This window comes from Candidatus Poribacteria bacterium (assembly GCA_026706025.1).
Taxonomy (GTDB): Bacteria; Poribacteria; WGA-4E; order WGA-4E; family WGA-3G; genus WGA-3G.
This window is the reverse complement of the sequence record JAPOZO010000050.1, coordinates 109310-132207: the sequence shown is the minus strand read 5'-3', so window position 1 is coordinate 132207 and position 22898 is coordinate 109310. Positions and strand designations below refer to the sequence as shown.

Genomic DNA, 22898 nt, shown 5'->3' with positions numbered 1-22898 from the left:
CCCATAAATCACAGTTCGGACTTCAGCAGCGTGAACGGCGCGCGACTGACAACCATTTCCGCTTGACTGTTTTTGTCAAAGGCGTTATGATTACTTCATTAGTACATATAATGAAAAAGGAGAGCTCTTATGCAAGAACTCCAAGAATTAATTACGCAGCAACCCTATAGGCATCTCATCACACCCAAAAGGGTGTTGATGGTGATCCTCGGCATTATCATCCTCGCGTGTTTGGCGACAAGTTTTTATACGGTTGAGGCAGACGAGATCGCTGTTGTGCTGATGTTCGGGAAGTCTGTCCGGCAAGCCGAACCCGGGCTCCACTTCAAATTGCCGCTCGGCATTGAGAGAGCCATTAACGTGCCTGTCCGCAAAGTCTTTAAAGAGGAGTTCGGTTTTCGGACGCTCAGAGCGGGCGTGCGTACGCAGTATGACACCCGCGATTTCGCAGAGGAATCCCTGATGCTGAGCGGCGACCTGAGTATCGCCGATGTCGAATGGGTCGTGCAGTATAAGATTAAAGACCCCAAAAATTTCCTGTTTTCTGTCCGGAATCCGCAGCAGACTTTGCGCGACCTCTCAGAATCCGTGATGAGCCGAATCGTCGGCGACCGGACTGTGACTGAAGTGTTAACTGTCGGTCGTATCGAAATCGCCGCAGAAGTTGAACAACATCTACAGCAACTTCTCGATCTCTATCAGACGGGTTTAGATGTAGCGACGGTGACCTTACAAGATGTCAATCCACCTGAAACGGTGAAAGCAGCGTTTAACGCCGTTAACGAGGCGAAGCAGGAGAAGGAGCGTTTGATCAACGAAGCCTGGCGCGATTACAACCAATCTGTCCCGAAAGCGAAAGGGTTGGCGGCGCAACAGATTTCGGAGGCACAGGGTTACGCACTCAAACGCGTCAACGAAGCGCAAGGCGATGCGGATCGGTTCAAGGCGATTCGATCAGAGTATCAAAAGGCGAAAGAGGTCACCCGCCGCCGCCTCTATCTTGAAGCGATGCAAGAAGTTTTGCCACTCGTCAAGGAGATTTATATTATTGACGGTAAAACCAACTCACCTATCCCACTTCTGCAACTCAATGAATAAAAACCGTAAGGTAAAAATTGGAAGTCGGTGAAGACGGGTCGTCATTTTTCAAACCCGCCTAACCCAACCGCAAGGAAAATTAAAAACATGAAATCGAAAAAGATGCTTATACCGGTGATCATCATCGTAATTTTAGCACTCCCTGTTGCTGCTGGGATGTTCTATACTGTCTATGAAGGGGAGCAGGTGGTTATTACCGAATTCGGTCGTCCCGTCGGGCAGCCGATCATCACCGCTGGGCTGAAAATAAAAACCCCATTTATTCAACAGGTACATCGTTTTGAGAAACGTGTACTTGAATGGGATGGGTCTCCGAACCAGATTCCGACAAAGGACAAGCGGTTTATCTGGCTTGATACGACAGCGCGGTGGCGCATTAAAGATGCTCTCAAATTCTATCAAGCACTCGGCACAGAACAGTTTGCACAGTCCCGTTTGGATGACATCATTGATTCCGCAGCGCGGGATTTAGTGACAGCCCAACTCTTGATTGAAGTCGTGCGGGATTCAAATCGCGTCTTAACCCTCGATCTGGAAGTACTCGAAGGAGAAGAGGGGCAATCTGGTGAACCTCTGGAAGAGATTCAGGTCGGCAGGGAACGGATTACACGCATGATCCTTGAGAAGGTTCAAGAGACCGTGCCACAATACGGCATTGAACTCGTCGATGTTCAGATAAAACGGATCAACTATGTAGACGAAGTCCGAAAGAAAGTCTTTGACCAAATGATTTCGGAGCGGCAACGTATCTCTGAGAAATATAAATCGGAAGGCGAAGGCGAAGCTGCGGACATCAGCGGGCAGAAACAGAAAGAGTTGCAGCGGATCCAATCTGAAGCCTATAAGCAAGCGGAGCAGATTAAAGGCGATGCGGATGCACAGGCTATCCAGATTTACGCCGAAGCACACGGTCAAGACCCAGAGTTTTTCGCCTTTATTCAGACCTTAGAGACGTACCGAAAAACAACAGGTGAGCGCACAAAACTCATCTTGACAACCGATAGCGATCTCTATGGGTATCTGAAAAGTAGCAATTTGTTTGGGCGTTGAAGGGCATCGCGAGCGCGGGGAAACACTCGAACAAAAACACTCGCTTCTATAGCAGGATAAAATGTGGACAGAACTGTAACCTCTTTAAATCGGAAAAATACGTGTAAGGAGATTCGCTTATGTTGTCTCGTTTGTTCGCGTGGATGTCTATTTTGAATCTCGTTTTCGGTGTAATGGCGGTTGATGCCGCTAAAATTGCCGTTGTTGATTTTGCTGACCAGTGGACGAAGGTTGATGCACTCCGGCAGACACTCGACGAATTCAAAGTTGAATACGATGACCTGACCAAGGAACTTGAAAATGGGAAACTTCCTTTCAAGGCGGAAAATAGAGTCTTCTTGATCGGAAGCATGACAACCAACAATGCTGGACTTCACCAAAACCTCGACAAGAATGCAGAAGTGATTCAGGATTTCGTCAAAAACGGAGGGCTCGTCTGGGAACCGACCCAAGCAGATCAGAACGAAGCGAATGTAGATTGGTTGCCGCCTGAATTAAGTTGTGTTCGGAGCGACCGTGATAGCCCAGATTTTGAAATCTTGGAAGCCAAGCACTCCCTCTTTAACGAACCCAACCGTATGACCGAGCAAACGTTCAAAAACTGGGGACATCAAGGCTGGCCAACCGTCTGGGAAGTCATCTCTTCTCAAAAGGGGTTTGACGTATTGATGGAAAGTTTGGGACAACCCGTCATTATGGAAGCAGAATTCGGGAAAGGTAAGTTCCTGATGATGGCGATCGCGCCTGATAAATACTATATCGCTGGGAACGATGACCATACAAAAGACATGGCAAAACTTTTCATGGAGAATTTGCTAAACCATGTTGAGGAATTCGCCGCTGTTGAAGCAGAGGGTAAACTCGCAACGCAATGGGCGCATCTGAAAATGTGACAGTCGCTCTGTGAGGAAGAAGGGAAGGATATCTGGTTGTTCGGCTTAACTGACAACTGAGTACTGAAAGATTTTTCATGCCTCGCAGTGAGAGAAAATCGTACTGACAACTATTATCCGTGAAACGTCAACGCTCCCCTCTTAGTTTAAAAGCGGTTTGCATCGGGCTGCTGTTGATACCCGTAAATGCAATGTGGCAGATGATGGGGCTACGCTGGGACATCGCGCACATGTCGATGATCTCCCTGCTCTATAACACCATCACGCTGCTGTTCGTACTGACGATTGTAAATCGGTTCACGAAAAAAGTCTCACCCCAATTTTCCCTTTCCACTGCCGAACTCCTGACGATCTATGTCATGTTGTGCCTCTCGACAGCTATCGGTGGGCACATGTGTGTGCAGATCCTCCTTCCTATTATCAGTTATGCCTTTACATACGCAACACCGGAGAACGATTGGCAATCCCTATTTTGGCACTATATCCCGTCGTGGACATCGGTTACCGATAAACGCGGACTGTCAAATTTCTTTGATGGCGGTTCCACATTTTATCCGCACTTTGAAGCGTGGCGCACGCCGTTGTTATGGTGGGGACTCTTTCTCGCTGCGCTGTTCTCGGTGATGCTAAGTATCAACTTCATCTTCCGAAGGCAGTGGACAGAGAACGAAAAATTGAGTTATCCACTGATCCAATTGCCACTTGCGATGGCGAATCCGAGAAGCGGATTTTTCCGCAGTAAGGCGATGTGGATCGGGTTTGGCGTTGCCGCGAGTATTGATCTCCTCAACGGGATTAATTATCTGTTTCCGCAGGTGCCGCGGCTCAGTGGGATCCGTGCCTACGACATCGCCGATTTCTTTACCGTCCGTCCATGGAACGCGATTACGTGGTTCCCGATCGGCATTTATCCATTTGCGGTTGGCCTGGCGTTTTTCATGCCGTTAGAGTTGTCATTTTCCTGTTGGTTCTTTTATCTCTATTGGCAAGCACTCCGTGTATTGGGCAGCGCAGTCGGTTTGTCGGCACCGTTTCCGTATGCGGAGGAGCAATCTTTCGGAGCGTATCTCGGCATCGGCATCGTTGCCGTATGGAGCGCGCGTCGATACCTAACGCAAGTTTTCCGCAGGCTGTTTGGCGCGCAGTCTACACTCACTGATAGCGATGAACCCATCTCATACCGTGCAGCGGTGGTATGGATGCTGTTGAGCATCGTGTTTCTGGTCGCGTTCTGCTATAAGATGGGGATGTCGTTGTGGGTGATCGCCTCCTTCTTCGGGTTGTTCTTCGGATTGGCGACGGGGATTACGCGGATGCGCGCTGAACTCGGTTCACCCGTTCACGATCAGCATTATGCCGGTCCCGATAGGATGATGTATTCGGTATTCGGTGCAAAACGACTCGGGGCAAGCAATCTGACAGGGTTGGCGTATCTCTACTTTTTCAATCGCGCGTACGATTGTCTGTTGATGCCGCACCATCTTGAAGGTCTGAAAATAGCGGAACGCGCCAACATCGAAAACAAAACTTTCGCGAAGGCTGTGATTATCGCGATCGGTGTCAGCATCGTCGCGACAATCTGGGCATATTTGCATGTCTCCTATCAGGATGGTGTCTATACAGCGTGGGCAGGCAGAGAGACCTTCAGTCGGCTCGGTAGAAGGCTCGTCCAACCCGCGGGCCCCGATACAGCCGTGCTTGGTGCAATCAGTGTCGGAACTGTTGTCGCGATGCTCTTCACTTTTATACGCGGTAGATGGATGTGGTTGCCGTTCCATTCGGCGGGCTATGCCGTTACGAGCACCTTCACGATGAATTTTTTCTGGTTTTCGATCTTCCTGAGTTTCCTGCTAAAGTGGCTGATTAGCAAGCATAGCGGCATCGGCGGTTTTCGGAAGGCGGCACCCTTCTTTCTCGGTCTCGTGTTGGGTGAATTCGTCGTGACAACCTTCTGGGGCACAGCGGCGATTCTATTCCGAGTCGAGACCTACATTACGATTAATTTGTAGAGATTGGTTGTCAGTACGGTTTTCTCTCACTGCGCGGCATGAAAAATCTAATCTACCTCCCATTCATTCAAACCAACGGGTACAGGTTCGGGACGTTCCGTCGTGCTTTCGATGACAACGTGTTCGCCGGTTTCCGAAGATTTGTCGAAGGCGCACATCACCTCAAGCACGTGATATGCCAACGCACCGTTTGCACGATGCGTCCGTCCTGAACGGATTGCCGATGCCATATCAATGGCACCAATCATCCGAGCGTTGTTCGGGAAAGCGAGTTCCTGCTCTTCCCAATCGCCGCCTGCCGGACAGACATTTACAGGGCCGCCAAATCCGTTTGGATCCGGGACCGTCATTGAACCCGTCTCACCGTAGATTTCGATGCAAGGGAGACTGTGCCGCCACATATCGAAACTCATAATCATTGTGATAATCGTACCGTTCTGAAACTCAAGCGTCCCCGTGAGGTGGGTCGTGATTTTGACGGGAATCCGTAAGCCGTTTAGTGCTTCGCTCGTCGCGATGCGTTCCTCAAATGCATTTGTGGTAATCGCCGCGACGCGTTTAACGGGACCGAGGATATTCACGAGTGCCGTCACATAGTAAGGTCCCATATCCAGCATCGGGCCGCCGCCGATGTCGTAAAAAAAGGCGGGATTCGGATGCCAACCTTCGGGACCATGACCGCACATAAACGCCGTGCCAGCGATCGGTCTACCAATCTTGCCTGAATCCAATACCTGCCGCGAGGTCTGGATGCCTGCACCGAGAAAGGTGTCTGGGGCACAACCGACCTGAAGTCCTTTTTCAGCGGCGGTTTCAATGAGTTTTTTGCCGCTTTCGGTATCCACGCCGAGCGGTTTTTCGCTGTAGACATGTTTGCCTGCTTCCAAAACTTGGAGTCCGACATCCACGTGTGCCCTCGGAATCGTGAGGTTCACAACGAGTTCAATTGCATCGTCTGCGAGTAATTGGTCAACAGTACATGCCTTACAGTTATATCTCTCGGCTTGCGCCTGTGCCGCTTCTATTCGGAGGTCAGCACACGCTTCGATTTCTAAGATGTCGGTTTTCCGTGCCCCTTCAAAATAAGCACTGCTAATGGTTCCACAACCAATAATTCCAATTTTCATGTTTGATTTTACCTTTCCGGTGTTTATCTACGAGGTGATGAATTAAATCTGTGTGTATTATATCAGTTATAGAGGATGTTGGCAAGATTTTATAGTAGTTGTCAGTACGGTTTTCTACGAAAACCTTTCAGTTATTAGTTATCAGGACTCAGGACTCGGTTAAGAGGCCCGGTAGGGGCGGTTTCATGAAGTTTAATTATTTAAATCGGTAATTCCGATTTTCCCCAGGCCCGGTAGGGGCGTGTTTTGCGGCGTACCATAAGCGTCAATTTAAGGAGAAAAACCGCCTCGGACCCAGGTCCGGTAGGTTCGGAATGTAATACAAGGAATGGATTTAGTCTATTCCCAGACTAAATCCCCTAACCGAACCGGATACTACGCGGAAACCTTGAAGATCTCAAAGCCCTCTTCAGTCCCGTAGGGACGCAATGTTTATAGAAACGCGTTTCCCTCGTTTCCTCAGCCCTGTAAGGGCGGCATGTTTATATCATTTATGCTAAAATGCCATCAAAAAATCACTAAATTGACACCTATGGTGCGTGTTTTGCGGCGTACTCGCCCAAATGCGACCTGCATTCTAACCGCACCGGATCTGTAAAAGAAGATATGAAATCGGATAATTTCTTAAAACTAAATGATCCTGCGCTAATAAAAATGATTGACACAAACAGGATGTGTTGCTATCATAATAATGAGGATTTGAGGCAGATGGACACCGTTGCAACGGCGCATCGGTTGACAGAAAATTGGCATTCGCAATATGGGTTCAAAGCAACGCCCTACGGCACTTCGCAATGGAGAAAATAGCATGGGAAACCGGATTGAAATCGGGAATCTCAAAATAGATGAAGGTTTGTACGCACTCGTAAGAGATGAGATTGCTCCCGGCACGGGGGTAGAAACAGAAGCATTCTGGAGAGCACTTGGCGACATCGTTGCGGCATTCGCACCAGAGAACAAATCGCTTTTGGAGAAACGAGATACGCTCCAGCAACAGATCGACGCATGGCATCTGGCGCGCAGAGATGAACCGCTGGACAGCCAGGCGTATTCGGCGTTCCTTACTGAAATCGGTTATCTACTCCCGGAAGGTCGGGATTTTACTGTGATTACCGAGGATGTTGACTTGGAGATTTCACTCATCTCAGGTCCGCAACTTGTGGTACCGACCGATAACGCGCGCTATGCACTCAATGCCGCGAACGCGCGCTGGGGAAGTCTCTACGATGCACTCTACGGCACCGATGTGATTGATGAGTCGGACGGTGCTACGCGGAGTGCTACCTATAACCCGATCCGAGGGGCGAAAGTCATCGCGTACACCGAACAGTTTTTAGATGAAATGACAGGGCTTGAAGCCGGGAGTTTCTCTGACGTTACAGAATTTTCCCTTAAAGCTGTTCATGGCGATCAACAGTTACGCGCAACACTCAAGGACGGGAGTGAAGTCGGTTTAGCGGATCCAAGCAAATTTGTAGGGTTTACCCAAAACAACGCTGGACTCAGCGCGATTCTGCTCCAAAATCACGGGCTGCACATTGAAATACAGATAGACAACGAGCATCCGGTTGGGAAGGCACACCCTGCCGGTGTGTTTGATGTTATCCTTGAGTCCGCAATCACGACAATTCAGGATTGCGAAGATTCTGTTGCTGCAGTAGACGCGGCAGACAAGGTCCGCGTCTATAGCAACTGGAACGGTATCATGAAGGGAACGCTGGAGACGACTTTCGAGAAAAATGGCGAAATGCTGACCCGCCGCCTCGCACCCGATAAGACGTTTACCGCTCCCGATGGAAGTACCTTGACATTACCCGGCAGAAGTCTACTTCTTATTCGGAATGTTGGACTCCACATGTACACCGATGCCGTCATAACAGCAGAGGGTGAGGAAATTCCAGAAGGTATCCTTGATGCCATGGTAACGAGCTTCGCTGCAATGCATGATCTAAAAGGCGACGGTCCCCTCACCAATAGCAAAACGGGGAGTATCTATATCGTCAAGCCGAAGTTCCATGGCCCCGAAGAAGTCGATATGACGATTCGGTTGTTTGAGTGGATCGAGTCCGCTCTTGGACTGCCGACGAATACGATTAAAATCGGGATTATGGATGAGGAACGGCGGACAACCGTCAATCTCAAAGAAGCGATCCGCGTCGCGCAGGAACGACTCGTCTTTATTAACACTGGCTTTTTGGATAGAACCGGCGATGAAATCCATACCAGTATGGAGGCGGGCGCGATGATTCCGAAAATGGACATTCGCAACGAACCCTGGATGCTCGCTTATGAGGATTGGAACGTTGATATCGGAATTGAGACCGCCTTGCTCGGAACCGCACAGATTGGAAAAGGGATGTGGACGAAACCTGACCAGATGGCAGAGATGGTCGAAACGAAGGTGAATCATCCGCTGGCGGGTGCAACAACGGCGTGGGTGCCATCGCCAACGGCTGCAACGCTGCACGCGATGCACTACCACCGCGTTGATGTTGGAAACTGGATAAAAGAGTTGGCGGCGAGGCAGCGCGCGAGTTTGGCGGATCTGTTAACACCACCCCTCTTGAAGGCGCGCCCGTTAAAATCCGATGAGATTCAGCGTGAGTTGGACAACAACGCACAAGGCATCTTAGGTTATGTCGTCCGCTGGGTAGACCAAGGGATTGGCTGCTCCAAGATACCCGATATTAACAATGTCGGCTTGATGGAGGATCGGGCGACCCTGCGGATTTCGAGTCAACATATCGCAAATTGGCTACACCACCAGATCGTCACGGAGGCGCAGGTGACCGAGACATTCCAGCGGATGGCACAGATCGTTGACGAACAGAACGCCGGTGATCCAAACTATCGAAACATGGCACCCAATTATGACCAGAGTGTGGCGTTTCAGGCGGCGTTAGACTTGGTGTTTAAGGGATGCGAACTGCCGAATGGCTATACAGAGTTTGTCTTACATCCACGTCGACGAGAGGTTAAAGCAGGAAGTTAATGAAACGGATTGCTACAAGAGGGAAGCGTGGAAGGGTGGAAAATCTGTCCTTCCATGCTTCCCTTTTCTTTTTTTACCCATTGAGGCGATAAAATTTAATAGCGTTATCACGGAAAAGGTTGCCTAATGCCTCGGATGAGCAGCCTGATACTGCATCCTGCAATGTCTGCACCCAGTGTGGATAATCACTGGCTTGTGTGGAGACGGGCCAATCACTGCCGTATATAACACGCTCAAAACCGAAACAGCTGATGACGTGTTCAATATACGGTTGTAAGTCGGCAGGGGTCCACCCCTCAAGGTTTGCCTCTGTTACCAAGCCAGATATTTTACAGTGGACGTTTGGAAACGACGCAAGCACCTGGATCTCCTCTTTCCACGGGTCAAAAAGTTGGTGCTTGATGTCCGGTTTGCCGATATGATCCAAAATGAATCGGACATGCGGGCACTGTTCGACAAGCCGAATCGCATTGGCGAGTTGTGGGTGGAAGATACAGATGTCAAAACTCAAATCGTAGTGAGAAAGCGTCTTGACACCGCTCACAAAATTCGGTTGGACACAGAAGTCTATGCTTTCGGATTGGATGAGGCGGCGGATCCCTTTGACAAGCGGATTCGCTGCCAATTTTTCGATGAATGGGGCAACTTGTTCACCTTCTTCGAGCGGTGCCCACGCAACGATCCCTTGAATCCGGGGTTCTACCGCCGCGAGCGAGGTGACCCACGCTGTCTCTTTCAAGCCGTCATCCGGGTGTGTATCACATTGGACAAAGACGATGGATTCGATTTCTAACGCACCGTACGCTGCGATGTAATCTTTTAGGAGGTAAGGTCTGTTTAAGGGAGGGACTTCCGAAAGCCACGGATAGCGCAACTGTTCCGGGTGCCAGAGATGAACGTGTGTGTCAACGATCGGGAATTTTTCCATTGAGGTCCTCCTATTTTGTATCGGGTTTGCCTCTATTTTAGTCCGTCTTTTGAGGTTTGTCAATATTTTCTTTTACGGTTAGTATACACGCTAATCAAAACGAATGGAACTGAGTACTAATGGCTGACAGTTGATTGCTATTTAGCAAAAAGTTTTGGCAAAAAGACGTGAGATGTGATAAACTGATAGATATTCCAAACAGAGGAGTAAAATATGTCGAAAAAGTCTCGAATTGTTATGGTGGCAGGGAGCGCGAGTCATGGCAGCGGTTCGCATGAGCATCCCGCTGGATGCGCACTTTTCGCGGATCTATTGAACAAACATGTTGAAGGTGTGGAAGCCGTGGTCTCTCAGGGCTGGCCCGAGGATCCGGCAACTTTCGCTGATACAGATGCAATCATTGTTTATTCTGATGGTGGTGCCCGACACCTTAGCATTCCGCACCTTGAACAGATCTCTGAACTGATAGATCAAGGCGTTGGACTTGCGATGTTGCATTATGCAGTCGAAGTGCCGAAAGGTGAACCCGGAGATCGTTTCTTGGACTGGATCGGCGGTTACTTTGAAACACATCTTTCGGTCAACCCGTATTGGACAGCAACATTTACCGGATTTCCTGAACACCCGATAACGCAAGGGTTGGAACCGTTCTCACTCGAAGACGAGTGGTATTATCACATGCGTTTCCGTGAGAATATGCAGGGTGTGACACCGCTATTGAGCGCAATCGCACCTGAATCAACACTTGAAAGACCCGACGGACCCCATAGCGGGAACCCGCACGTCCGCGCATCCGTTGCGAATGGTGAACCGCAGCACTTAGGATGGTGTGTAGAGCGTCCAGATGGTGGGCGCGGGTTCGGGTTTACTGGTGGGCATCTCCACAGCAATTGGGCAGATGACCAGATCCGTAAACTCATTCTCAACGCAATCGTATGGACAGCCAAGTTAGAAATCCCTGAAGGCGGTATCTCGACACCGACACCGACGGAAGCGGAATTGGACGCATATCTGTAAGTGCAGCTTCATTCAACCGCACCTACTGGCTCAGGAGACAGAACATGGATCAAGAGATACAAGATTATCTGTTTGACCTACAAGGCTATCTCATTTTGGAGAACGCCATCTCGAAAGACGATCTGGATAAGATGAACGTGTGGATCGACGCACATTGGGCTTACGTTGAACAACCTTGGGAAGAAAATACAGAGGATAAACGGATTCCACGTTGGATCGGCAATATTGAGACGCATACCTACAACATCGAGAACGGTGTGAATTTCCAGAATATCATTGAGGGCGGCGATGTTTTTCAGAAGTTAATCGACCATCCCGCGTGGATCGGGCTTGTTCGGAAATACATCCATGAAGTCAATGGGCTTTCGATCCACGAGAATTTCCTCAATGTCCGCGGCCCCGGTGGTTTCATTCATATCCACTGCGGTGGGCATGTTCCGTTGAGTTACCTGACATTCCGGCAGGAGAATACTGGCGAATGGATGGTAGGACAGATTAACGTTCTCATGGCACTCAACGACATTGGGCCGGGTGATGGCGCACCGGTACTCGTCCCAGGGAGCCATAAATGCACAGAGATACACCCGCGTTTAAAGCAGAACGGGAAAGGTATGGTCTATGACGGTGTGACCGGGAAACCGGCAGGGACAGCCTTCGCGACACAGGAAATCTATCTCAAGGCGGGCGATGTCGTCATGTTCACAGACGCGATTACGCACGGGTCGGCGGAGCGAACAAATGAGGGGTATCGCAGATCAATCGTTTATCGTTACTCTCCGAGATATGTCCGTGAACGATTCGACTATCCGCATTCAGATGAATTGTTGGCGCGGTTGACCCCAGACCAACGTAAGATTATCCAACCGATGTCAATACGCCGTCCACCACAAGTTACGTAGCAAAGGAGACATATATCATGCGAAAAGTTGATTTACAACAGCAAGCAGTTACGTTAATCAGACAACTTTCTACCGAAAGGCTCAAATCTGCTGTTGATTATCTCGTTTATCTTCAAGATGCAGAGACGCGAAATGTCTCTTCTGATCACGAAATTCCATCACAAAATCTGGGAACGGCGATCCACGAACTGTTCAAACCTTTTGGTGGAGTGGAACTTGAGATACCCCAACGGGAACCGGCACGAGAACCACCTCGCTTTGACTAAATACCAACCATGATTGTTCTTGACACTAATGTCGTCTCGGAGCTCATGCGGGACAGCCCACAACAGACTTTTTACCAAATGCGGACAATTCAAAAAATAATCGCAGCATTGCCGAACTTAAGCACCGATGAGCTGCTTCATATTGAACAGGTTATTCACGATTTATATCGGGCGCGTCATGAAACTATCATTTTTTATGACGACTATGGGGTCTGGACGGAATGGGATCAAAATTCAGTAGCAGCAGAGGTTTTTGATTTGCTTGATAAAACGGAAAACTGACGGAATATGGGAAAACCGAAAAAAACACTCTGGGGTGGACGTTTTAGCACAAACCTCACCACAGAGACTATAGCCTTCACACACTCCATTGAAGCCGACACACGCCTCATCGGATACGATATTTGGGGGAGCCAAGCGCACGCGATTATGCTCGCTCGGCAAAAAATCATCTCCGATGCTGATCTACGCGAGATTTTACGGTGGCTCCACAAAGCGGAAGAGGATTTTCAAAACGGCGATTTTGTGCTTGATCCCAATAAAGAAGATGTCCACATGAACGTTGAATCGTATCTGATTGAGAACGCAGGACGCGAGTTCGGCGGTAAACTCCACACAGCGCGTTCCCGTAACGATCAGGTACTCGTAGATGCCCATCTCTACATCCGAGATGAGATTCTCAATACCCAGCGTGGACTCTCCACACTCTGCGAAGCCTTCCTGCAAATTGCGAAAGCACACGCCGACACCGTAATGCCGGGGTATACGCATACACAGCACGCGCAACCGATCAGTCTCGGTTTCTGGGCGACGGCTTATGTCAGTATGTTCTTGCGGGATCAGAAACGTCTGCAGTCTGCTTATGCACTCGCCAATATGAACCCCCTCGGCGCATGTGCCTTGGCTGGCACGACCTTCCCAATCGACCGAGAATTGACAACGAAACTACTCGGTTTTGACGCACCACACGAACACGCCCTTGACGTTATCAGCAGCCGAGATTTTATTGCCGAGGTGCTTTTTGCGTTATCGCTCGTGATGGCAAATCTCTCAAGAATCAGCGAAGAAATTGTCTACTGGACGACCTATGAATTTCGGATGGCGGTGCTTGATGATGCGTATAGTTTCGGGAGTTCCATCATGCCCCAGAAGAAGAATCCAGACATCGCCGAACTCACACGCGGGCGCACCGGACGCGTCTACGGTGCATTGCTCGACTTGTTGACGAACCTCAAGGGTTTGCCAATGGGGTATAACCGTGATTTCCAAGAGGATAAACCGCCCCTGTGGGAGGCGTTCGATGTTGTGAAGGCGTGCCTCGGTCTACTACCGGAACTCCTCAAAACGACAGATTTCCAGACAGACCGGATGGCTGAATTGGCGAATGCGAATTTCGCGACCGCAACGGAGTTGGCGAACTATCTCGTTAAAGAGCATCAGATCAGTTTCCGGGAGTGCCACGAGATTGTCGGATGGCTTGTTGGTGAGTTGGTACAGCGCGGAAAAACCTTTTCGGATTGGAAACTCACGCAGGAACTCTTGAAAGAAAAAAATATTGATATACCGATTTCGCAGTTGAAACAGGTTTTGGATGCAGAGTCAGCGATTCAGAATAATCAGAGCCTCGGCGGTACCTCTCCCGTGGAAGTTCATCGGATGATAGATAATTTTGAAGCGCAACTTGAGGCAGTTGATCTAAATATCTATAATTGCCAGACGCAAATTGGAGACGCGCATCGAGAGACGCTCCGAATCGTTGACGAAGTTTTAGAAGTGCCGGTTTAGATAATATTGTAAGCGAACGAATATAAAGCATCAATGCATACAGGTCCGTACACACTATTGCGGGATTTTGCCCAGCAGCATCCGAATACCAGATCTGCACTCAACCATTGGTATAGATTGATAAATGGAGACCCTGAGAGGGGAAATCTATTACTAAAAAATGTGAGGAGTAAATTATGGTAACTGAAGAACATCGTATATCTGACGTATCGCGAGTGGAGTTGAAGCACGACCCGCATAGCAATCCGCAGTCACTTGCGGTAGCCTTAGAAGTGTTAATTCATGCAGTTGGTGTTTGTAAAGACGACAGTATCCCGACTGTGACTGAAGACGACTACGAACACCTTGTAGTCCTGCTTGGTGACTTAACCGATGTCGTGCGTGATGACGAAAATCACATTTTCGCGCCATTGATGGAATTTGCTATCCTACTTATTGAAAAATATGACCATACACAGATGCCAGAACTGGCTGCGCATATTGAAAACTGTAGAGCACAACAGGTCCCTAACGCGAAATCCGGTCCCACTCGCTACTCGGAAGCGCAAGATCCAGAAAACACCAATACTCTTAAACACGAATAAGGAGGCGAAAATTGAAAGACAGATTAATCGTCGCATTGGATACGGATGATGGTAAAGAGATTGATTGGTTATCTGCAACACTTGCTGAGACAGTCCGTTGGTTTAAGATGGGCTTTCAGGCGTTCAGTGCGCTTGGAGTGGAAGCTTTTCCTTGGTTCAAACAGAACGGACATAAAGTCTTTGTTGATCTGAAATTCCACGATATCCCGAATACAGTCGCACGCGATGTCGGCATGATGACGAAACACGGCGCAAACATGATTAACATGCACGCCTCCGGTGGATTTGAAATGATGCAAACCGCAAGAAACAGCGCAGATGATGCCGCATACAAAGCAGATATTCCGAGACCCATTCTGCTCGGCGTGACTATTCTGACGAGCATTGATGAGACCGGATTTCAGCGAAATTTCGGTTCAGAACGGCAACTTACAAAGCAGGTTGTCTATCTGGCACAATTGGCACAAGAAGCAGGGTTAGACGGGGTCGTCGCATCGCCGTTGGAGATTGAGCCAATCCGAAAAGCGTGCGGCGATAACTTTTTGATTGTCACACCCGGAATCCGGCCGGAGTGGGCGGAGACTGGCGACCAGCGTCGAATTACCACACCAGCAGAGGCGATCCGTCGAGGCGCGGATTACATTGTCGTCGGTAGACCTATTATTGAGGCTGATGATCCATTAGAGGCTGCCGGAATGATCCTTGATGAAATGAAGGAGGCTTAAAATATGAATATTGTCTGTATCTGTTTAGATACGTTCCGCGCCGACATCATCGGTGAAGGTAAAAAGTATAGCCACGTGCAAACCCCGAACCTCGACACGCTCGCATCGGAGTCTGTCCGTTTCACACGCGCATTTGGCGAGGGGCAACCGACACTTCAGATACGCCGTGGTAACTTCACAGGAATGCGGAGTTTCCCGTGGAGATATAATTTCGATCGGCGGGGACATTGGCACCACGCACCCGGCTGGCATAAGATTCCGCCTGAACAGGACACGATTGCCGAGGTTTTGCTGGAACGTGGTTACCTCACTGCCTTGATTGCCGATACGTATCACATGTTCAAACCGACGATGAATTTCTCGCGCGGATTTGCACATTTCGATTTCATCCGCGGACAGGAATCCGATAACTGGCACAGCGGTGATCCGAGGTTGATTGAGGAACAACTCCGAAAACATGTCCGTGAACCGCTCAACTGGCGACGACATGCCGGGCTCGTTAACTATCTATTGTCGCAACGCCACCGGCAATCAGAAGATGACTATAGTTGCGCGCGCGTCTTCCGTGCTGCATCGGATTGGCTTGAAGATAATCACACTGTCGGTCCCTTCTTCTTATGGGTGGATAGTTTCGATCCGCATGAACCCTGGGATCCCCCGAAGTCCTACGCAGATATCTATTTCCCAGACTATTCCGGTAAAGATTTCATCACACCGGGCGGCGCAAACGAAGGCGACGGTCCTACGGAAGATGAACTGCGCCGCATTGAGGCACTCTACCTCGGAGAGGTTACCTTTGTCGATAAATGGGTCGGTGTGCTGCTTGATAAAATAGAGCAATTGAACATCAAAGACGATACATTGGTTGTGCTGATGTCCGACCACGGCACACAACTCCGCGACCACGGGAGTTTCGGGAAGGGCGCGAACAAGCTCCACCCCTTCAACACGCAGCTAAACTTGATGATCCGACATCCTGAAGGACCGAGCGACAAGGAGATTTTCGCGTTTGTGCAGAATCACGATCTAATGCCGACGCTCCTGAATCAACTTGGCATACCGTGCGGTTGGACGGATGGTGAGGATATGTGGCAACTCGTTACACAAGAGAAAGCGGCTCTCCGTGAACGGATTATCACGGGGTGGGCTGGCTTTGCTACGGGCAATGCACGCGGACGCGTCAGTGTGCGCGATGACCACTGGAACTTCTGTACGTCTGTAGGCTATAACGATGAAAGAGGCGATGAACTCTTTGATACTCGGAACGACCCAGAGGAGAAGGTAAACGTTGCGAGTGATCATCCGACAGTTGTCGCAGAACGGCGACGGGATGTTGAGGCGTTGATCGGTCAACCCTTGCCCGGACATTTCATTGAGGTCTGCGATCCCGGATATGCCCCAATGACACGATGGCTCCAAAAGAAGTTGGCGGAAATGTAAACCAGACTTACGAAGTTCCTCCCACAACTTATCGGATAGGTTGTAGTCAATTTACAATTATTAAGGTTTTCTGCGTTAGTTTCATTGATCGAGCAGTTGAGTTCCGAGGGGTGAAAAAATGACCTCTGGTGGTTCTGGAGGATCTGGCGGTGGCTCTGTGCTATTGAGGTCCCCATAACAGAGTGCGAAACCGCCCTTGCCGAACCATGAACCCAGTGATAGTAAGTAATTGTCGATGTTGTCGTGTGCTAAAAAATCTGCGCGTTTGACGTGATCGTGCCGCGCAAAGAAATAGTGGCGATCCCCTTGCCATCGCAGCGCGCCGTTCCTTGAAATACGGTAGGCGGTGTTCGGTATGGCTTCCATATCCTCGGGATTGCCATACTCGAGCGGTACTTTGAGTTCGGTGATGAAATTCGCCATTGAACCGCCTTCTCGGTAATAGGCGAGGAGGTCGTTCCAGTCAGCGAGTCGTACGCCTTCACCGAGGTACGCTTTACATTCAGCCTTGAGGTTCTGAGTCTCATCCAGATTGTGAGCAACGACGTGGAACTTTTGGTAACTTACTAAAACCTGGATACCTTGCTGGTGACCTTCGCACCTAAAACGTTGGTTACCGGTGGTCGTATTCCATGCGATAATAGTGCCGTCTTTACTAACAGTGAGCAGCGTCAATTCGTCAGGCGAAAATGCGAATCTGTAAACATAATCTTTGTGTGCTTTTAAATCCATGATGTTTTGATATGCACCGATTGCATAATCCCACGGTTGCACCTCGCCAAGTGTATAATGCCACAAGCGAACCCCATCACCATGTCCACTGGTAAGAAATCTACCCTTCGGCGAAAATGCTAACGCATGGGTTGGAGTGCGACCCCGCCACCGCATTGTCGATTGTAGGTTACCGGATTCGGTATCCCACACACGAAGTGTTTCATATTCATCACCACTGACTAAGGTCTTGCTGTCGGGTGAAAATGTTAGCGCAGTGACCGATCGTTTATGACCCGTCAAAGCATGCAAGCGTTCGCCGGTCTGACCATCCCACAATTGGATTGAGAAGTCTTTATCTTGCCAATTGAGTATTGTGATAGCAAGAAAACGCCCGTCTGGTGAGAGTTCAGTTAGCCAAGAATCATTCCAACTTTCAAAATATAATCTTATGTCTGTAACAAGCGCGGGAGGTGTTTCGGGGCGAATCTCCCATACATGAACACGCCCAACAGAACCTGCACAGGCGAGTTTCGTGCCATCCTCAGAAAAAAATAGAGAGGAGATGCCCGTAGGTGAGGATAGCGTTGTGAGAAGTTGTCCAGCAGCTTTGTCCCACAATTGAACTTCTCCACGTCCATTACTGTCCGTTGCACAAGCGAGGACGTTCCCATCTGGTGAAAATGCTATTTTCCCGTAACCGCGACCCAGTTGCTTAAGCACGCTGATTTCTGCACCAGTTTTCGCATCATATATCCAGATGCCAATATTGGTAGTGACAGCAAATTGCGTGCCATCTGGGGTAAAGGTGATGTCACTTGCCGCACCTTTGCCAATGTCCATTTTCACACCTTCAGGTAACTGCCATTGCGTATCGTCTTGGGCGAATCCATTTGACAGGAATAGGCTCGAAATTGACAGTAAAATGGCGTAGAGAGTTATCGACTTTTTCATTTTAAATTCCCTTTTACAGTATTGGTGACACACTATAGTTACACCAGTTTGATAATAAATGATGTGCCTTCAATAATAGGTCCTTTCTCCGAAAATCCACCTTGCGAGCCCCCGTAGCACAAACTTCCCAGTTTGTGTGCTTTGGGCGAAAACTATAAAGTTTTCGCTACAATAGTTTTATCAAACTCACGTTATAGTTATAAGGTTATCACCTATTATTAGTTTTCTTGAGTGTTTCCCAGTCCCAGACGAGGATTGTCCCCCAAAAACTGCCACTAACCAGAGTTTTGCTATCAGCAGAAAATTTCAGGGCATTAATTCCCCGTGTGTGTCCTGTGTGAGTGGACAAAAGCCCACCCGTGCGGACATCCCACAATTCGAGGATGCCGTCCCAATTCCCAGCAACAAGCGTGTTGCCGTCCGGTGAAAAAACCAAAGCTGAGAGCCGCGCAGTCAACTCTCGAGAGGTTGTCCGAAGTTGTCCGCCGGTGGTTGTATCCCAGAAAAAGAGCTCATTACTACCGCTTGCGAGTATCTTTGCATCGGGTGAAAATGCCAATGCGTCGACCAATGATTTATGCGCTGTGGATGTAAAAAGCAAAGCACCATCTGCCACATGCCACAAACAGAACGTTCTACCTTTATCGCCGCTTGCGAGCATCTTTGCATCGGGTGAAAATGCCAATGTACGAATCCAGTCATTATGCCGCTTGACTGTAAACTGATGTCGAACCTTATTGGATGCGGTAAGGTTCCACACATGAACTAAACCATCTTCACCCCCGGCTGCTAACATTTTGCCATCTGAGGAGAATGCGCTTTTAACATTTAAACCGGATCTCGGAAACCCTTCTAAAGTCAATTGATCCATGATACGTGGTGGGTCAGTGTTAATATTCCATAAAACATATTTATTCGCGGAGGCGTGCCCAGCAAGCGTTTTACCATTTGGTGCCAGGACCATGCTGACTAATTTTATCCCTAAAAGCCGGGTGGACAGTTGATCCCCAGTGTTGAGATCCCATCGTTGTTGCTGAACTATCCCCGGTGGGTTGACTGGCTGATGCAGAGTTATGAGGGTATCTCCATCGGGTGAAAATGCCAATCCTCGAAAACCTTCAAGGTATCCCGTACAAGTAAAGCGATGTCTACCAGTTGCAGTATCCCACGCTTGTATCGTCCCATCTTTACTTCCCGTGAGCAATGTTTTTTCGTCTGGCGAGAATGCCAGTCTATAAATATAGTCTTTATGTCCGTGGATTTCTAAACTATGTTGATAATCGCCAATAGCATAGACCGCTTGTTGTTTCTGTTTGATGGTGTTATCCCATAACCGAGCACCATCCCGATGCCCACTCGCGAGGAACCTACCTTTCGGCGAAAACGCTAACGTGTGGGTTGAAGGGACGCGCCTCCAGTTCGATGTCGATTGTAGTTTCCCAGTCGCGGTATCCCACAGTTGAATCGTTGAGTCCCCATTGCTCACCAGCGTCCTGCTATCGGCTGAAAACGCTATAGATTCAATCTCTTGTGTATGGACCAAGGTATGTAACAGGTTACCAGTAGTAGTGTCCCATAGCTGGATTTGGAATTTTTTATTTTTCCAATCCTCATCTGTGTCGGCAAGCAGACGTATATCCGGTGAAAGTAGCGTCCACTTAGGAGATATCAACGGATTTTGACCTTTGATCCGCCGCAAAATGGTTGGTGATTTTATGTCTACCCCGAGTTCCCACGTGCTAATTTCTCTATGCATAGTTGCCCCGACCAATTTCATGCCATCCGCAGAGAAGGCGAGTGTTCTCAGTTCTACGTCGTGTCGGTGCGAGATCTCTTGCAAAGTGGCTATCGGTTTGCCGGTAAGGACATCCCATAACCTTCCGATGCCACCCCATTCACCGCTGGCAAGGGTATGCCCATCTGGTGAGAATGCTATAGTTGTGATTTCGCGTCCCTCCCCAGGAAGCACAGCGATTAAGGAAAGTTCTTCACCAGTGTGCGCGTCATACATCCAGATACCAATAGGAGTTGCGACTGCGAACCGGCTGCCGTCCGGTGAAAACTTGATGTCGTTTATCCTGCCTTTTCCAAGTCGCATTTTCGCGCCTTCAGAAAAAGGGCCTTGTGTCTGGTCCTGTGCAAGGCTCCAATTTGGCAAAATTCCGACAATCAACAGAGAGACAATGTAAAACAGTCCCAGTTTTTTCATGAAATAAATCTCCGTTTTGTGAAAGGCATTTTACCGGTGCGATCCGAGCATTTACCTATTAGAGAGAGTCATCTCTACCGTTCCATATCCCAAAGAAGAACGGTCCCATCGTTACTCCCACTTGCGAGCGTTTTGCCATCTGGTGAGAACATCAACACATAAATTGCGCCTTGATGCCCCGCGAAGGTAGACTGCACTTGGAAATTTGGAACTAAAGCCCAGACCTGAATCCGTCCATCCTCGGTTCCGCAGGCGAGTCTCTTTCCATCGGGAGCGAAGGCTAATGCTTGGACATTCAATCCGGTATCAAGAATACCTGTTAGAGTGCTGGTGTCAGGATCCCAGAGGCGGATTTCGTTGCCACTTCCACTTGCGAGTGTTTTACCATCTGCAGAGAAGGCTAATGCACTAATAGACGCTGTATGTCCTGTGAGACTGTTGCGTTGGTCGCCTGTTTTGACATCCCATAAAATAATAGTTCCGTCTCTACCACCACTAACGAAGATCTTACTGTCTGGGGAGAATGCGTATTCCGTCACTGGACTTGCGTGCCCTTCAAGTGTGAATAGCGGGGCACCCAGATCCGTCTCCCAAAGCTCAATTTGGTTCTTGGATAGTATGTCTGTCCCAGCGAGGAATTTTCCATCAGGTGAAAGTAGCAGCGGCCAGTAATGTATCATTCGGTCTGTCGGTATGGAAGATAGATGCTCTACGGTCTCAGCATTCCAGGTCTGAATTGCCCCTTGTAATTCGCGTCCGACAATTTTTTTGATGCCTGAGGAGACTATTAGGTGACGAAGCGGGTTAAAAACATTACCTTGCCCGGGTGTCAGAATGGCGTGTTGTGTGGCGTTTTCGACATCCCAGACGCGGACCCGTTCTTCAAATCCGTCGTTACTGGCGAGGAATTTACCATCTTCAGAGAAAGCGATATGATAGACTTGATCGCTATACGCGCCAAGGGAGAAGGATGTCCGGTAGCGTCCGGTTTCAACGTCCCAAACATGAAGGCTGCCGTCCTTACTGACACTGATGAGTTGTGTCGCGTCTTCAGAGAATCCCACTGAATAAACATCATCCCGTCGCCTTGGTAGGTATGCCTGCTTAAGTGCTTCGAGTTTTAGGATGGCGGGTACGGGTTGCGGTGTTTTGTCTTCCGGTGTCGGTAGACGCTTTGGTTCGGCATCCGTACTAAGATCCGTTAAACGCATTTCTCCATCGGAACTCACACTGACGAGTCGTCTACCATCTGGTGAAAACGCAATATCACGGATTTTGCTGTTGTGTTTTTTGAATTTTTTCTTGATGGTGCTGGTATCCACATCCCACAGGTGTACCGCATGCGACCATCCATTACTACTGGCAAGGGTTTTTCCATCTGGTGAGAATACGAGATGGTCAATAGAACCTAAGTCATTGTTATCTGCATTCAGGAGTTCGCCGGTATCGGCATTCCAGAGTCGTAGTCTGGTTCCAGCACTGGCAAGGATTTTGCCATCTGGCGAGAATGCGATCGCGTTGACTGCTCCTGGATGTCCGCTAAGACTATTGATATATTTACCCGTTCCAACATCCCACAACCGCACAATCCAGTCTCCACCTGCGGTAGCAAGTTTTGTGTTGTCAGGTGAAAGTGCAATCGCTTTAATTGCGTTCGGGTGTTCGTCAAGCATCGCAAATGCCGTGCCTGTTGCGGTATCCCAGACGTAGATCTTGTCAGCGTGAGCACTGGCGACAATTAGCGCATCATCAGAGAACGTTAGTGCTTCTGGTGGTACGGTGGGTAGGTACTTTCCGATTTCACCGGTCTGTATCCCGCTAAACAGCGAGACGGCTTTGGTGGTGTGTACGTCATAAACCCAGATGCCGATAGAAGTTGGCACTGCGACTCGCGTGCCGTCCGGTGAAAATATGATGTTGTTTAATTTCCCATTTCCGAGGCGCGCTTTCGCGCCTTCCGGTAAATGCCATTGTGCTGCATATTCTTGCGCGAAACCCTTTGATAATAGTAAACACGGAATTAAGAGACACACGATATAGAGAAGTTTTGGCTTTTTCATAATTGCGTTCCTTTTTTCGGGGAGATTAATCTATATCATATTTGTGAGCAAATTCCGTGCCTATCTGAATAATACCCCACAACTGACTTTTAGCAAGATACCCAAAAAATCTGCACAAAATAGGGCAGGCTTTGTCCACAATTGCACCAAA

At 49.0% G+C, this 22898-nt stretch carries 18 protein-coding genes; 13 read left to right on the top strand and 5 right to left on the bottom strand.

Annotation, left to right across the window (positions count from 1 at the left end; translation table 11 throughout):
• Positions 1-129: 129 nt before the first annotated feature.
• The 4 genes from hflK to OXH00_10715 all read left to right on the top strand — a co-directional run bounded on the left by hflK (position 130) and on the right by OXH00_10715 (position 5050).
• Entirely contained in the window at positions 130-1098 is a 969-nt protein-coding gene (gene hflK, locus OXH00_10730; GenBank protein MCY3741485.1) for an FtsH protease activity modulator HflK, read from the top strand.
• An 87-nt stretch (positions 1099-1185) separates the two neighbouring features.
• Positions 1186-2148, top strand: a complete 963-nt coding sequence (gene hflC, locus OXH00_10725) for a protease modulator HflC (GenBank protein ID MCY3741484.1) — start codon at positions 1186-1188, stop codon at positions 2146-2148.
• A gap of 119 nt (positions 2149-2267) precedes the next feature.
• On the top strand, positions 2268-3041 hold the full coding sequence (locus OXH00_10720; protein ID MCY3741483.1) for a hypothetical protein: 774 nt from the start codon (positions 2268-2270) through the stop codon (positions 3039-3041).
• A gap of 119 nt (positions 3042-3160) precedes the next feature.
• Entirely contained in the window at positions 3161-5050 is a 1890-nt protein-coding gene (locus tag OXH00_10715) for a hypothetical protein (GenBank protein ID MCY3741482.1), read from the top strand.
• Positions 5051-5097: 47 nt separating this feature from the next.
• Here the strand turns inward: OXH00_10715 and OXH00_10710 are convergent, their stop codons facing one another.
• On the bottom strand, positions 5098-6177 hold the full coding sequence (locus tag OXH00_10710) for a Gfo/Idh/MocA family oxidoreductase (protein ID MCY3741481.1): 1080 nt from the start codon (positions 6175-6177) through the stop codon (positions 5098-5100).
• 808 nt (positions 6178-6985) lie between these two features.
• Here OXH00_10710 and OXH00_10705 point away from each other — a divergent pair.
• Positions 6986-9169 carry a malate synthase G gene (locus OXH00_10705; protein MCY3741480.1) on the top strand — a complete coding sequence of 728 codons (2184 nt, stop codon included), beginning with the start codon at positions 6986-6988 and terminating at the stop codon, positions 9167-9169.
• A gap of 73 nt (positions 9170-9242) precedes the next feature.
• On the opposite strand, the gene OXH00_10700 is transcribed toward OXH00_10705, so the two are convergent.
• On the bottom strand, positions 9243-10097 hold the full coding sequence (locus OXH00_10700) for an amidohydrolase family protein (GenBank protein MCY3741479.1): 855 nt from the start codon (positions 10095-10097) through the stop codon (positions 9243-9245).
• Between the two features lie 213 nt (positions 10098-10310).
• Here OXH00_10700 and OXH00_10695 point away from each other — a divergent pair, with 213 nt between their 5' ends.
• The 8 genes from OXH00_10695 (at position 10311) to OXH00_10660 (ending at position 16813) form a co-directional block, all read left to right on the top strand.
• Complete coding sequence (locus OXH00_10695; protein MCY3741478.1) at positions 10311-11114, top strand: ThuA domain-containing protein; 804 nt, start codon at positions 10311-10313, stop codon at positions 11112-11114.
• A gap of 44 nt (positions 11115-11158) precedes the next feature.
• Positions 11159-12013, top strand: a complete 855-nt coding sequence (locus tag OXH00_10690) for a phytanoyl-CoA dioxygenase family protein (GenBank protein MCY3741477.1) — start codon at positions 11159-11161, stop codon at positions 12011-12013.
• Positions 12014-12030: 17 nt separating this feature from the next.
• Complete coding sequence (locus OXH00_10685; GenBank protein MCY3741476.1) at positions 12031-12279, top strand: hypothetical protein; 249 nt, start codon at positions 12031-12033, stop codon at positions 12277-12279.
• 9 nt (positions 12280-12288) lie between these two features.
• Positions 12289-12561 (top strand): hypothetical protein, encoded by a 273-nt coding sequence (locus tag OXH00_10680; GenBank protein ID MCY3741475.1) that lies wholly within the window; start codon positions 12289-12291, stop codon positions 12559-12561.
• Between the two features lie 6 nt (positions 12562-12567).
• Positions 12568-14064 carry an argininosuccinate lyase gene (argH, locus tag OXH00_10675; protein ID MCY3741474.1) on the top strand — a complete coding sequence of 499 codons (1497 nt, stop codon included), beginning with the start codon at positions 12568-12570 and terminating at the stop codon, positions 14062-14064.
• 176 nt (positions 14065-14240) lie between these two features.
• Positions 14241-14648: a hypothetical protein gene (locus tag OXH00_10670; GenBank protein MCY3741473.1), complete on the top strand. Its 408-nt coding sequence runs from the start codon at positions 14241-14243 to the stop codon at positions 14646-14648.
• A gap of 11 nt (positions 14649-14659) precedes the next feature.
• Positions 14660-15373: an orotidine-5'-phosphate decarboxylase gene (gene pyrF / locus OXH00_10665; protein ID MCY3741472.1), complete on the top strand. Its 714-nt coding sequence runs from the start codon at positions 14660-14662 to the stop codon at positions 15371-15373.
• Positions 15374-15376: 3 nt separating this feature from the next.
• Positions 15377-16813, top strand: coding sequence for a sulfatase (locus OXH00_10660; GenBank protein MCY3741471.1), 1437 nt, complete (start codon positions 15377-15379; stop codon positions 16811-16813).
• Between the two features lie 81 nt (positions 16814-16894).
• Here the strand turns inward: OXH00_10660 and OXH00_10655 are convergent, their stop codons facing one another.
• The 3 genes from OXH00_10655 to OXH00_10645 form a co-directional block, all read right to left on the bottom strand.
• Positions 16895-18478 (bottom strand): WD40 repeat domain-containing protein, encoded by a 1584-nt coding sequence (locus tag OXH00_10655; GenBank protein ID MCY3741470.1) that lies wholly within the window; start codon positions 18476-18478, stop codon positions 16895-16897.
• 208 nt (positions 18479-18686) lie between these two features.
• Positions 18687-20687, bottom strand: coding sequence for a WD40 repeat domain-containing protein (locus OXH00_10650; GenBank protein ID MCY3741469.1), 2001 nt, complete (start codon positions 20685-20687; stop codon positions 18687-18689).
• A 74-nt stretch (positions 20688-20761) separates the two neighbouring features.
• Positions 20762-22747: a WD40 repeat domain-containing protein gene (locus OXH00_10645; GenBank protein MCY3741468.1), complete on the bottom strand. Its 1986-nt coding sequence runs from the start codon at positions 22745-22747 to the stop codon at positions 20762-20764.
• Positions 22748-22898 lie beyond the last annotated feature (151 nt).